This window comes from Hyphomonas sp., assembly GCF_018402285.1.
Classification (GTDB): Bacteria; Pseudomonadota; Alphaproteobacteria; order Caulobacterales; family Hyphomonadaceae; genus Hyphomonas.
This window is the reverse complement of sequence record NZ_JAGYJH010000001.1, coordinates 1-12980: the sequence shown is the minus strand read 5'-3', so window position 1 is coordinate 12980 and position 12980 is coordinate 1. Positions and strand designations below refer to the sequence as shown.

Genomic DNA, 12980 nt, shown 5'->3' with positions numbered 1-12980 from the left:
GGTGACACAATCTGGCCCGCCGGTGTTCCCACGCTGGCGGGCTTTGTCTTTCTGGTGTTCCTGCCTGTCAGAACCTGTCGCGGATATGACCCCATGATGTTTCGTCCTTTGCCCGTGATGACCGTGCTGAGCATCATCTGTTTTTCCATCCTGATCATGTTCGGGAACTGGCAATGGGCCCGGTATGGGGAGAAGATGGCGCAGAAGGGCGTGGCGCCCGACTGGGCCGAGCTCGCCGGCACAACACTGCCCGGCACGGAGCGGACCGTTTATGCCTATGCTGATGGCGACGCGGCCTGGCGCCAGGTGACCGCGTTCGAAACGGCCGAGGGTATCCTCTTCCTGCCGGTCTCCATTGCCTATTCGATCGAGCCGCCGCCGGTAAGGGTTGCCGAAGCTCCCGAGACGCTGACCCTGCGGGGCCTGTGGCATCCGCCCCAGCGGCGCAATGCCTTCACCACGCCGGATGAGCCGGAGAAGGGCATCTACTATGCGCTCGATCCCGAGCGGCTGGCCGCGTCGCTGCCGGCAGATCAGGCAGCGCGGGTGATCCCCCGCGTGTTCGAGCCGGAAACGCTGATGCGGATGGATGATCCGGCGCCTCAGCCGGTCGCCAATCCTCTGCTCCAGCCGGGCGATGCCGAGCGCCTGCCGCCGGAGCGCCATTTTGGCTATGCGATCACCTGGTGGGGCCTCGCCATGGCGCTTGTCGGTGTGTATCTGGCCTTCCATTACCAGCGCGGGCGGCTGCGCTTCAGGCGGGAGACGAGTGAGTGAAGTATGTTTCGACCCGGGGTCAGGCCGAGCCTGTGGATTTTGCCGGGGCGTGCCTGGCGGGCCTGGCTGCCGATGGCGGGCTCTACGTGCCCGAAAGCTGGCCGCAGATTGCGCCGGCGAAGGCGGGTGAACCTTATGCCGAGACGGCTGCGCGCATTCTTTCCGCCTTTGCCGGGGACGCGATCCCCAGGGATGTCATGGCCCGCCTCTGCCAGCGGGCTTATGGCCGGTTTGCCCACCGCTCGGTGGCGCCGCTGACGCAGGCCGGGCCGGGCCTGTGGCTTATGGAGCTGCACCATGGGCCGACGCTCGCCTTCAAGGATGTGGCGATGCAGATCATCGGCCAGATCTATGACTATCTCCTCGGCCTGTCGGGCCAGCGGATGACGGTGACCTGCGCGACCTCCGGGGATACCGGCGGGGCCGCCGCTGGCGCGTTTGCCGGGGCGAAGAATGTACGCCTCGTGATCCTGCATCCGCATGAGCGGGTCTCGCCGGTGCAGCGCCTGTTCATGACGACGACCGGGGCAGAGAACGTCCTCAACATCGCCGTGGACGGTGACTTCGATGATTGCCAGTCGATGGTCAAGTCGATGTTCGCGGACAAGGCGTTCGCCGCCGGGATCGGCCTCTCGGGCGTCAACTCGATCAACTGGGCGCGGATTGCGGCCCAGTCAGTCTATTACGCCACGGCCAGCGCGCAGCTTGGCCACCGGGCGCTGCGCTTCGTGGTCCCGAGCGGCAATATGGGTGACGCGCTGGCAGGCTATGTGGCAGCACGCTGCGGCCTGCTGCCCGGCGGCCTCGAGATCCAGTGCGCGGTCAACGAGAACGACACGCTGGCCCGGGTGTTCAATACCGGAAAGATGACGCGGGCTGCGGCGGTGGCGACACCAAGCCCGGCGATGGACATTGCCGTGCCGTCGAACTTCGAGCGGCTGCTGTTTGAGGTGACTGGCCGGGATGCGGACGCGGTGCGGCGCACCTATGAGACCTATGCGCAGGCGGGCGAGGTGGACATTCCCGAGGCCGCCCGCACGCGGCTCTCCTGCACCGGCCTGACGGCGGCGTCTGTCGGCAATGCCGATACGCTGGCCGAGATGGAACGCTTCCGGCAGGAAACCGGCTGGCTGATCTGTCCGCATACGGCGGTGGGCACGCATCTGGCGCGGCGCCTGAAGCCGTCGGACGCGGTGGCAACCATCGTGCTGGCGACGGCGGCGGCGACGAAGTTTCCCGAGACCGTCAGGGAAGCGACCGGCGAGGACGCGCCTCTGCCGAGCCGCTGCGCCGGGTTGAGCCTCCGCGGCGAAGTGTTCGAACGGATGCCGGCAGACCCGGCGGCGGTGCGCGCGCGCGTCGCGGCGTTCGCGGGCTAGGCGGCTGCCATGGCATATGTGCCGCTCGATACGGTGATCCCGGCAGAGCGGCTGGCGCTGATGGCGGCGCGCCGGCCTGACTATGAGGACTGGGCGGCGCTGCGGGCGGTAAGCCGCACCTATCTGGAGCCCTGGGAGCCGAGCTGGCCCAGCGACGCGCTGAGCCGGAAGGACTGGCAGAGGCGCGTGAATGTCTGGACCAAGGCCTGGAAAGCCGGGACGGGCTATGTGTTCCTGATCCGCCGCCATAGCGACAATGCCCTCCTGGGCGGTGCCTCCCTGACACAGGTGCGCCCCTGGCCGGCCAACAGCGCCAGCCTTGGTTACTGGATGGGCGAGCCCCATGCCGGGCAGGGCTATATGCGCGAAGCGGTGCAAACCCTGTGCACATGGGCGTTTCCGATGCTTAACCTGGCGCGTATCGAAGCAGGCATCGTTCCGGAGAATGAGCGCTCCCGCCGGGTGCTGGAAGGCACGGGATTTGCTGAAGAGGGGCGGGCGAGCGCTTATCTGGAAATTGCCGGGCAGCGCCGCGACCATATCCTTTTCGCTCTCGTCAGAGCGGATATTCGCCGCTAGGTAACAAGAACACATGGCAAAACCCACCCCTAATGAGCCGCAGGGCAACTGGCACTGGCGCGGCGAGGCCGGACGGCTCGTCATCGAGGCGCCGACCGGCACCCTGCTCTCCGACCTGTCGGGGGACTGGTCCATCGACGCGCTGGAGAAGATGGTCGAGGGCCTCAGCCGGGGCCGGCTGGCCAAGGCGCTCTCCACCGGCGAGGGCGGTCCGGTGCGCTGCGGCCTGCGCCTCTCCAACGGACGGGACATCCATTTCGTCGGCGCCTTCGTGACCGACAGTGAAGCGCGCGGCATGCTGCTGTCGGGCGAGACTTTCCCGGAGATCGACCCGAGCGACATGCGCCCCGGCCCGGACCTGATGCCGGTCTACCAGCCGATCATCTCGCTGCGCGATGGCCGGGTGGTCGGTTTCGAGGCGCTGGCGCGCTGGGACGGGATGGAAGTGAACGCCCCGCCGAGCCGCTATGAGGACCAGGCGCTGGCCTCCAACATGCTGATCCGCTCGGCTGAGACCCTCTCGAACCTGCGCGAGGGGGCAAAGCGCGACGACATCTTCATGCATGTGAACCTTACTGCGCGGGAGCTGACCAAGAGCACGCTGCCAGCGCTGATCGAGGCGCTGATGAATGGCTACAAGCTGCCCGAGCGGGCGCTGCGCATGGAGCTGACCGAGCAGGCGGCGCTGCGCGACGAGACCCAGTCGCTGGCCGCCGCGATGGCGCTGAAAGCAGTCGGGGCCGGGCTGGTGCTCGATGATTTCGGCACCGGGCATTCCTCCTTTGCCTGGCTGGCGGACCTGCCGTTCGACAGCCTAAAGATCGATCATGGACTGACCAGCCGCCTTGGCCAGCACCGCAACGACACGATCCTCTCCACCATCACGCTTCTGGCGAGCCGGCTCGGCATGTCGTCCACCGCCGAGGGCGTGGAGAAGCGCGAAGACGCCAGCCGCCTGCGTGCGCTCGGCTTTGACCATGCGCAGGGCTATGCCTTTGCCCGTCCGATGGACGCGGTCAAGGCGCTGGCCTTCCTGAAGGGATAACGCGAATGAGCCAGGCGCCCGCACGCCACCGCGCGATTGCAGACTATCTTGCCGGCCAGTTTGGCGGGGAGATCAAGGTGATGGGGCAGTCCTATCTGGATGGACTGTCCGTGAACGTTCTGGTGTCTTCCGGCGCGCCGGAGGGGACTTATCTTTCCTGCTCCACCATCGGCCTCAGCGACCGGGAACTGGTTCTGGACGATGAGCCCATGGGCTTTGGCGTGGAACTGTGCGGGGCACTTTATGCCGATGAGACCCCGTTCGTGGAGATGCTCGCCGATATTGCCCATGAGGTGCAGGCGGGCGAGTGGAGCATTGCGCTCGGTACGATCCTGCCGGATGTGATGCAGCCCTATTTTCCAGGCAGCCAGATGCAGCACCTGTTGCTGGTACATCCGTTTTTCTGGGACGAGGCCTTTGGTCTGTTCGAGCAGGACGGCGGCCGGACCGTCTGGCTGCAGATCATTCCGATCTCTGACAGCGAGTATGCCCTGGCCGAGGCCGAAGGCGTGGAAGCGCTTGAGGAAAAGCTGGAAGCGGCCGGCGCGGATGTGTTTGACCTCTTGCGCGCGCCGGTGGTCTGAGCCGCCTCAGGCGTTGCCGGCGTTAGACTGAAGCCGCGAGAGATCGACGCCCATCCGCGTAAGGGCGTGTCGCCATTTGTGTTCATAGGCATCGCCGAAGACGAGATCTGAATCGGGCGCGCCGATAAGCCAGGCATTCTGGGCGAGTTCTTCTTCCAGCTGGCCTGCGCCCCAGCCGGCATAGCCGAGCGCCATCACGAATTTGCGCGGCGGCGAAGCCGAGGCAATGGCGGCGAGGATTTCCCGCGTGGCGGTCATGCAGAGTCTCGTCCTCGACCTCCATGGTAGCGCCGTCGCAGATGACGTCATCTGTGTGCAGAACAAATCCGCGCCCGGTAGCGACCGGGCCGCCCTCCAGGATGGTGACGCCCTCCAGGTCCACATCCTGGGGGATGTCCATCTGGTCGATGATTTCCTGCAGGTCGATCCCGTCCATCGGCTTGTTGAGGATGATGCCCATCGCAAATTCCGGTGTGTGGGCGCAGACAAGGATCACCGACCGCTCGAAGCGCGGGTCGCCGATGCCAGGCATGGCAATCAGCAGTTTGCCGGTGAGGTCCGTTTCAATCTGCATGTCAGGCTCCGGCCTTCAAGGCTGGGGCAGGCGGCAGGCATTTGCAAGCATTTGTTCGCGGCATTGACAATGAAGCGGGGGCAGGGAGGGGTGCAGGCATGCATTCCTGGGATCTGACACCGAAAGAGGCCGTGGCCCTGCAGCGGGAGCTGGCGGGGCGGGTGGAGCGTGAGGACCGGCTGGGGCTGGTCTCGCAGGTGGCGGGGGTGGACGTGTCGTATCACGCCGCAAGCGGCCGGCTGGCGGCGGCGGCGGTTGTGCTGGACGCGGTGACGCTGCAGGTGATGGACGTGCAGATCGTGCTGGGCGAGCCGGTGTTTCCGTATGTACCGGGGCTGTTTTCGTTCCGGGAGTTGCCGCCGGTTCTGGCGGCGCTGGAGAAGCTGGCGGCGGCGCCGGATCTGATCGTGTGTGACGGGCAGGGCATTGCCCATCCGCGCCGGTTTGGCCTTGCCTGTCATCTGGGCGTTTGGACGGGGCTGCCGACCATCGGCTGCGCCAAGACGCGGCTGACGGGGACGCATGAGATGCCGGGACCGGCGCGGGGCAGCCGGGCGGCGCTGATGGACCGGGGCGAGGAGATCGGCGCGATGCTGCGCACGCGGGACGCGGTGGCGCCGGTGTATGTTTCGAGCGGGCACCGGGTGAGCCTGGAGACGGCGTGCGCCTGGGTGCTCAGGCTCGCGCCGCGCTACCGGTTGCCGGAAACCACGCGGATCGCCGACCGTCTTGTGGGGGAAGCATTGCGGGATGGGCCGTAGCGGCCTATTTCGTTGGGCCAAACAAGGAGAAAACTGCCATGGCGATCAAAGTAGGCGACAAGCTTCCGGAAGCGACTTTTATGGAAATGACCGTGGACGGGCCCAAGCCCGTGACCACTGCGCAGGTGTTCGGCGGCAAGACGGTGGCGCTGTTTGCGGTGCCGGGCGCCTACACCCCGACCTGTTCGGCGCGTCACCTGCCGGGCTATGTCGACAAGGCAGGCGACTTCAAGGCCAAGGGCGTTGACGAGATCGTCTGCACCTCGGTGAACGACGTGTTCGTTATGGGCGCCTGGGGTAAATCCTCCCACGCCGAAGAGAGCGTGCGGATGCTGGCCGACGGAAATGGCGCGTTTGCGCAGTCCCTTGGCCTCGAACTCGACGCCACCGGCTTTGGCATGGGCAAGCGCTCGCAGCGCTACTCCATGCTGGTCAAGGACGGCATTGTAGCCGAACTGAACGTGGAATCGGGCGGGGAATTCAAGGTGTCCGCCGCCGACTACCTGCTCGGCCAGCTCTGATGATTTAGCGGGCGCACGTTTAAGCGCCTGTTACCGAATACAGCGATGATCGGCCTGCTGCGGGGACGTGGCAGGCCGATTTTCAGTACGGATTTATTGAAAAACGGCAAACCCTCCCCAATTCGTAAGTGTAATCAACGTGGAGAGGGACCCATGGATATTTTTCTCGCCGTATTCCTGCTGATCGCCGTCGTTGGCCTGATCGGCATCGTGTCGGCCTTCAAATTCGTGCCGCAGGGCCATAACTGGACCGTGGAACGCTTTGGCCGCTACACGCGCACGCTCGTCCCGGGTGTGTCGGTCATCACGCCCTTCATCGACCGGGTGGGCCGGAAGATGAACATGATGGAGACCGTGCTGGACGTGCCCCAGCAGGAAGTGATTACCCGCGACAACGCGATGGTCTCGTGTGACGCCATCGTGTTCATCCAGGTGATCGATGCGGTGCAGGCGGCCTATGAGGTCAACAACCTCACCCATGCGATCACCAACCTCTCGATGACAAATATCCGCACCGTGGTCGGCTCGATGGACCTGGACCAGGTGCTGTCGAACCGGGATGAGATCAATGCGCGCCTTCTGGGCACGATTGACGCGGCGACCCATCCCTGGGGCATCAAGGTCACCCGGATCGAGATAAAGGACCTTACCCCGCCCGCCGACATCACCGAGGCGATGGCGCGGCAAATGAAGGCCGAGCGCCTGAAGCGGGCCGAAATCCTGACCGCCGAGGGCGAGAAACAGTCTGCCATCCTCAAGGCGGAGGGCCAGAAGCAGGCGCAGATCCTGCAGGCCGAGGGCCGCAAGGAAGCCGCCTTCCGCGACGCCGAAGCCCGCGAGCGCGAAGCCGAAGCCGAAGCCAAGGCAACCGCGATGGTGTCTGAAGCCATTGCGCGGGGCGACGTGAACGCGATCAACTACTTCCTCGGCCAGGCCTATGTGGCCGCGTTCGAGAAGCTGGCGACCTCGCCGCAGCAGCGCACCGTGATCATCCCGGCGGAATTCTCCTCGATCCTCGGCACAATAGAGGGGATACGAGGACTGACGGACTCGGCGAAAAACTCTGCGCCACCGCCGCGCCCGCAGGGCGCCGTGCCGCCGACGCGGCGTGAAGACTAGCCATTCATCCGCCTGCTGAAGGAGGCTTTCGATGGAATTTCTGATGAGTGAACTGACCTGGTGGCACTGGGTTGCTCTGGGGCTTGTGCTCTTCGGGATCGAGATGATGACGGGGACGTTTGACCTCCTGATGATCTCGATTGCCGCGATGCTGACGGCTCTGTTTACCGGGCTTGCACCAGAGGGCCTGGCCGGATGGCAGGGGCAGCTGGCGGTGTTCGGAATTGCGGCCGTGGTGCTGGTTGCGGGCGGGCGGATGTTCTTTTCGCGGCGCGGGCCGCCGCCGGAGCATCCGACGCTGAACAAGCGGATGGCCGGGCTTGTCGGCCAGCATGGGCAGGCGACGAAGGATTTCGTGGCCGGGTCCGGCCAGGTGCAGATCGGCGATACCGTGTGGGGCGCAGAAGCGGTTCCGGGCGAGCCGCCGGTCCTGGCCGGGGATACGGTTGTCGTCAGCGATACGGACGGAAACACGGCGCTGGTGCGCAAAGCCTGATTTTCGGGCGCTGTTTGTGGAATTGAGAAACCCCTCCGGTGACGGAGGGGTTTTTTGTATGAGGCAAACGCCTTGACCTTCCCGCGGTGCGCGCGGGAGGTGGGGAAGGCGATCGGGCATGGCCTCAGGAGGTGCCGGGGCGGGGCGGGCGGCGGCGCTTAGATATCCAGCTCTTCGACGAAGGCGGCGTTTTCCTGGATGAAGCGGAAGCGGAGTTCGGCTTTCTTGCCCATCAGGGTGTTGATGAGGTCGGCGGGCTTGATTTCGAGGTCGTCCATGGTGGCGGGCAAGGTGACGCGCGCGAGGGTGCGGCTGGCCGGGTTCATGGTGGTCTCTTTGAGCTGGGCCGGGTTCATTTCGCCGAGGCCCTTGAAGCGGGTCATGTCGACTTTCTGGTTGCCCTTGAAGTGTTCCTTCATGATCCGGGCACGGTCGGCGTCGTCCATGGCATAGTGGATGTTGCCCTTGTTCGACAGCTTGTAGAGCGGGGGCAGGGCGAGATAGAGCCGGCCGCTTTCGATCAGGCCGGGGGTGAGCCGGTAGAAGAAGGTGATGAGGAGGGCGGCGATGTGGGCGCCGTCGACATCGGCATCGGTCATGATGATGATGCGCTCATAGCGCAGATCATCGATGTTGAACTTGCGGCCAAGGTCGGTGCCCAGAGCAAGGGAGAGGTCAGAGAGTTCCTGGTTGCCCATAAGCTTGTCATCGGACGCGCTTTCGACGTTGAGGATCTTGCCGCGCAGGGGAAGGATCGCCTGCGTCTCGCGGTTGCGGGCCTGCTTGGCCGAGCCGCCGGCCGAGTCGCCTTCGACCAGGAAAAGCTCGGTGCCTTCCGGGCCCTTGGCGGAGCAATCGGCGAGCTTGCCGGGCAGGCGGAGTTTCTTGGTGGCGGACTTGCGGCTGATTTCCTTGGCCTTGCGGCGCTTGGCGCGCTCGTCGGCCCGGTCAATCGCCCAGCCGAGCAGCTTGCCCGCTTCCTTTGGGGAGCCGGCGAGCCAATGGTCGAAGTGATCGCGGACGGCGTTTTCCACCAGGCGGAAGGCGTGAGTGGAGGAGAGCTTGTCTTTCGTCTGTCCGACAAATTCGGGGCCGCGGATGAAGACCGAGAGAAGGAGGCCGGAATGGCCCATGATGTCCTCTGCGGTGACTTCGGCAGCTTTCTTGTTGCCGGTGAGTTCGCCGAAATTACGGATGCCCTTGGTGATGGCCGAGCGGAAACCGGCCTCATGGGTGCCGCCTTCGGGCGTCGGGATGGTGTTACAGTAGGAGCGGGCAAAGCCGTCTGCCTCACCGAAGCCGGCCTGGGTCCAGGCGATGGCCCATTCGACCTTGCCCTCGGCGCCCATGTCGACGAGGCCCGTGAAGGGGGTTTCGGTGATGGTGGATTTGTCGCCGAAGACTTCGGTGAGCTGGTCAGCCAGGCCATTGGGGTAGGAGAGGACGGCTTCGGCGGGGACTTTGGAATCCTCGGGCAGAAGCTCGGGATCACACGACCAGCGCACTTCGACGCCGCGGAAGAGATAGGCCTTTGAGCGCGCCATCTGGAAGAGGCGCTGGGGGCGCCAGCGGAGCTTGTCGCCGAAGATCTGGAAATCGGGCTTGAAGCGCACCGATGTGCCGCGCCGGTTGGGGGCGGCGCCGACCTTCTGGAGCTTGCCGAGCGGCTGGCCGCGCGAGAAATCCTGGCGATAGAGGGTGCGGTCGCGGGCCACTTCGACTTCGACAAGCTCGGAGAGGGCGTTGACGACCGAGATGCCGACGCCGTGGAGGCCGCCGGCGGTGGAGTAGGCTTTATCGGAGAATTTGCCGCCCGAGTGGAGCGTCGTCATGATGACTTCGAGCGCTGATTTCTTGGGGAATTTCGGGTGGGGGTCGATGGGGATGCCGCGTCCGTTGTCGACCACGGTAAGGAAGCCGTCGGCGTCGAGCTTGATGTCGATGCGGTTGGCATAGCCGGCGACGGCTTCGTCCATGGCGTTGTCGAGGACTTCGGCGAAGAGATGGTGCCAGGCGCGCTCGTCGGTGCCGCCGATATACATGCCCGGGCGCTTGCGGACGGGCTCAAGGCCCTCGAGAACCTCGATATCCTTGGCCGAATAGCCCGCCGTTCCGGCCAGCAGGTCGTCTTGCTTCATCTGCCGCGCTGAGGACATTGGACCGCTTCTCCGTCACTGAACACCGCCGAACCCCGGCAGAACTGTCGTGGCAGATAGGAGGTTAAAGCCCTTAACGGCGCATTAACCTTCGGCATTCTGCCAAGGGGCACCATCTGCAGGGCTTCGCGAGGCGGGGCAAGGGGGCGGCGGCTGCGTGAGCTCAATTCACAACATTGTTGAGCAGCCGATCGCTTGCAGGGTCAGGGGTGGGTTTCCACATTCCTAGTGTCGCCCCAGTAATGCCCTATATGGCATGACAGGGTATAAGGGTCGCTGCTCAGCGGGGCCCGAATCAAAGGAGGCACTTGAAGATGCCAAAGACCAAGACAGTGCCGGTGTTGCCGCTTCGGGACATCGTTGTTTTCCCTGACATGGTTGCGCCGTTGTTTGTGGGCCGCGACAAGTCCGTCCGGGCGCTCGAGATGATCGACGAGTCCGACAATGAGATCATGCTGGTGGCCCAGAAGGATGCGGCGATCGACAACCCGGTGACCGGCGATCTGCATGCCACTGGCACTCTGGCGACCATCCTGCAACTGCTGAAGCTGCCAGATGGCACCGTGAAGGTGCTGGTCGAGGGCCGCACGCGCGCTAAGCTGTTGGCGCTGCACGACCGGTCCGAATATTTCGAGGCCGAGGTGGAGGCCATTCCGGAAGCCGATGCGTCGGGTACCGATGTGCAGGCGCTGATGCGCGCCGTGCAGGAGCAGTTCGAGAATTACGTAAAGCTCAACCGCAAGATCCCGCCCGAAGCGGTGACCACGATCAGCCAGCTGACCGATCCCGGCCGGCTTGCCGACCAGGTGGCGTCGAACCTTTCGGTGAAGCTCTCCGACAAGCAGGAATTGCTGGAGATGCCGGAGGTGAAGGACCGCCTCGAGAAGGTGTTCTCGCTTATGGAAGGCGAGATGGGCATGCTGCAGATGGAGCGGAAGATCAAAAACCGCGTCAAGCGGCAGATGGAAAAGACCCAGCGCGAATATTACCTCAACGAGCAGATGAAGGCGATCCAGCGCGAGCTGGGCGATCAGGGCGAAGGCTCTGACCGCGACGAGCTGGCCGAACTCGACCAGAAGATCGCCGACACGCCGCTGAGCCTGGAAGCGCGCACCAAGGCGGAAGCCGAGATCAAGAAACTGCGCCAGATGTCGCCGATGTCTGCCGAATCCACGGTTGTGCGCAACTATCTCGACTGGCTGCTGTCGCTGCCCTGGGGCAAGCGGAAGGATATCGAGACCGACCTGACAAAGGCCGAGAAACAGCTCGATGACGACCATTACGGCCTCGACAAGGTGAAGGAGCGTATCCTGGAATACCTCGCCGTGCAGAAGCGGACCGGGCGCCTGAAAGGCCCGATCCTCTGCCTCGTGGGACCTCCGGGCGTAGGCAAGACATCGCTCGGGCGCTCGATTGCCGAAGCCACGGGACGCGACTTTGTGCGCGTGTCGCTGGGCGGCGTGCGTGACGAGAGCGAGATCCGCGGCCACCGCCGGACCTATATCGGCTCGATGCCGGGCCGGGTGATCCAGAGCCTCAAGAAGACCAAGAGCGGCAACCCGCTGTTCCTGCTCGACGAGATCGACAAGATGGGCATGGACCATCGCGGCGATCCGGCTTCAGCGCTGCTGGAAGTGCTCGATCCGGAGCAGAACTCCACGTTCAACGACCACTATCTGGAGGTCGACTATGACCTTTCCGACGTGATGTTCGTGACGACGGCGAACTCGCTCAACATGCCCCAGCCCTTGCTGGACCGCATGGAGATCATCCGCATCGCAGGCTATACCGAGGACGAAAAGCTGGAGATCACCAAGCGCCACCTGGTTCCCCAGGTGCGTGAGGATCACGGCCTCAAGGAAGAGGAATGGATCGTCACCGACGACGCCATCCGCGACCTGATCCGGTATTACAGCCGGGAAGCGGGCGTGCGCAGCCTGAAGCGCGAAGTTTCCCGCCTGGCCCGCAAGGCCGTGCGCGAACTGGCGACGCAGGACATCACAAGCCTGACCATCAATTCGGAGAACCTCGCCCAGTATGCGGGCGTCCGGAAGCATCGTTATGGCCTTGCCGACGAAACCGATCAGGTGGGCGCCGTGACCGGCCTCGCCTGGACGGAAGTGGGCGGCGACCTCCTCACGATCGAGGCGGTGAAGATGCCCGGCCGCGGCGCGATGAAGGTGACGGGCAACCTGCGCGATGTGATGAAGGAGTCGATCTCGGCGGCCAGCTCGCTGGTGCGCTCGCGCTCGGTCGCGCTCGGCATCAAGCCGACGGTGTTTAACACGACCGACATCCACGTGCATGTGCCTGATGGCGCAACGCCCAAGGATGGGCCGTCTGCTGGCGCGGCCATGACCACGGCCATCGTCTCGCTGCTGACCGGCATTCCGGTGAACCGCGAAGTGGCGATGACGGGCGAGATATCCCTGCGTGGACGGGTGCTGCCGATTGGCGGCCTCAAGGAGAAACTGCTCGCGGCCCTGCGCGGCGGCATCAAGACGGTGCTGATCCCGAAGGAAAACGAGAAGGACCTCGACGAGATCCCCGACAACGTCAAAACCGGCATGAAGATCATTCCTGTGTCCGACATCCAGGAAGTTCTGAAACTGGCGCTGACCGGGCCGCTGACGCCGATCGAATGGTCGGAAGAAGACGAGGCCCGCCTGCAGGCGAGCCTTGGCGGCGGACCGGGCAATTCCGGTGACGGTGACGCGGTGCGCACGCACTGAGCTTCGAGCCTGGACTGAACTGAAGGAAAAGCCCTCTCGGAAACGAGGGGGCTTTTTGTTTGCGCGCGAGCGGGGTGGGGCAGGTGTGCTGCTGGAGGGGCTGCGCTGCGCAGCGCGGCAAAGCGCACTTGCCTTCAGGCCGCCCGCCCGGTTATGAGGGCGCTGGTGGGGCGATTAGCTCAGTTGGTAGAGCGCCTGCTTTACACGCAGGATGTCGGCGGTTCGAGCCCGTCATCGCCCACCATTCATCCTTCCTT

Annotated in this window: 12 protein-coding genes, 1 tRNA gene and 1 pseudogene; 11 read left to right on the top strand and 3 right to left on the bottom strand. The window is 64.5% G+C overall.

Features of this window, described 5'->3' with window-relative positions:
- Nucleotides 1–93 precede the first annotated feature (93 nt).
- Genes KG722_RS00065 through KG722_RS00045 form a run of 5 tightly spaced genes read left to right on the top strand, consistent with a single transcriptional unit; the run spans nucleotide 94 to nucleotide 4364 of the window.
- Nucleotides 94–777: an SURF1 family cytochrome oxidase biogenesis protein gene (locus KG722_RS00065; RefSeq protein WP_213268371.1), complete on the top strand. Its 684-nt coding sequence runs from the start codon at nucleotides 94–96 to the stop codon at nucleotides 775–777.
- Entirely contained in the window at nucleotides 774–2156 is a 1383-nt protein-coding gene (gene thrC, locus KG722_RS00060; RefSeq protein ID WP_213268370.1) for a threonine synthase, read from the top strand. The genes KG722_RS00065 and thrC overlap by 4 nt, the downstream gene beginning before the upstream one ends.
- Before the next feature lie 9 nt (nucleotides 2157–2165).
- The gene (locus KG722_RS00055; protein WP_213268369.1) at nucleotides 2166–2735 is read left to right on the top strand and encodes a GNAT family protein; all 570 of its coding nucleotides are present in this window, start codon (nucleotides 2166–2168) and stop codon (nucleotides 2733–2735) included.
- A gap of 13 nt (nucleotides 2736–2748) precedes the next feature.
- Nucleotides 2749–3780, top strand: a complete 1032-nt coding sequence (locus KG722_RS00050; protein WP_213268368.1) for an EAL domain-containing protein — start codon at nucleotides 2749–2751, stop codon at nucleotides 3778–3780.
- Between the two features lie 5 nt (nucleotides 3781–3785).
- Nucleotides 3786–4364 (top strand): suppressor of fused domain protein, encoded by a 579-nt coding sequence (locus KG722_RS00045; RefSeq protein WP_213268367.1) that lies wholly within the window; start codon nucleotides 3786–3788, stop codon nucleotides 4362–4364.
- Between the two features lie 6 nt (nucleotides 4365–4370).
- Here the strand turns inward: KG722_RS00045 and KG722_RS14830 are convergent, their stop codons facing one another.
- Nucleotides 4371–4622 carry a YqgE/AlgH family protein gene (locus tag KG722_RS14830; protein ID WP_300998101.1) on the bottom strand — a complete coding sequence of 84 codons (252 nt, stop codon included), beginning with the start codon at nucleotides 4620–4622 and terminating at the stop codon, nucleotides 4371–4373.
- A gap of 97 nt (nucleotides 4623–4719) precedes the next feature.
- Nucleotides 4720–4896: pseudogene (locus KG722_RS14825) on the bottom strand (YqgE/AlgH family protein); the annotation flags it as partial.
- Between the two features lie 140 nt (nucleotides 4897–5036).
- Between KG722_RS14825 and nfi the strand changes: the two are divergent.
- From nfi to KG722_RS00020, 4 genes are all read left to right on the top strand, one after another.
- Complete coding sequence (nfi, locus tag KG722_RS00035) at nucleotides 5037–5699, top strand: deoxyribonuclease V (protein WP_213268366.1); 663 nt, start codon at nucleotides 5037–5039, stop codon at nucleotides 5697–5699.
- Nucleotides 5700–5737: 38 nt separating this feature from the next.
- Nucleotides 5738–6220, top strand: a complete 483-nt coding sequence (locus tag KG722_RS00030) for a peroxiredoxin (RefSeq protein ID WP_213268365.1) — start codon at nucleotides 5738–5740, stop codon at nucleotides 6218–6220.
- 153 nt (nucleotides 6221–6373) lie between these two features.
- Entirely contained in the window at nucleotides 6374–7339 is a 966-nt protein-coding gene (locus tag KG722_RS00025) for an SPFH domain-containing protein (RefSeq protein ID WP_213268364.1), read from the top strand.
- A 31-nt stretch (nucleotides 7340–7370) separates the two neighbouring features.
- Nucleotides 7371–7835 (top strand): NfeD family protein, encoded by a 465-nt coding sequence (locus tag KG722_RS00020; RefSeq protein WP_213268363.1) that lies wholly within the window; start codon nucleotides 7371–7373, stop codon nucleotides 7833–7835.
- A gap of 158 nt (nucleotides 7836–7993) precedes the next feature.
- On the opposite strand, the gene parE is transcribed toward KG722_RS00020, so the two are convergent.
- A complete protein-coding gene (gene parE, locus KG722_RS00015; protein WP_300998100.1) occupies nucleotides 7994–9973 on the bottom strand; it encodes a DNA topoisomerase IV subunit B in 1980 nt (659 codons plus the stop codon).
- A 332-nt stretch (nucleotides 9974–10305) separates the two neighbouring features.
- On the opposite strand from parE, the gene lon reads away from it, so the two are divergent.
- Together lon and KG722_RS00005 are read left to right on the top strand one after the other, a co-directional pair.
- Nucleotides 10306–12723, top strand: coding sequence for an endopeptidase La (gene lon, locus KG722_RS00010; RefSeq protein ID WP_213268361.1), 2418 nt, complete (start codon nucleotides 10306–10308; stop codon nucleotides 12721–12723).
- A gap of 168 nt (nucleotides 12724–12891) precedes the next feature.
- Nucleotides 12892–12967 (top strand) — tRNA-Val (locus tag KG722_RS00005).
- Nucleotides 12968–12980: the final 13 nt, after the last annotated feature.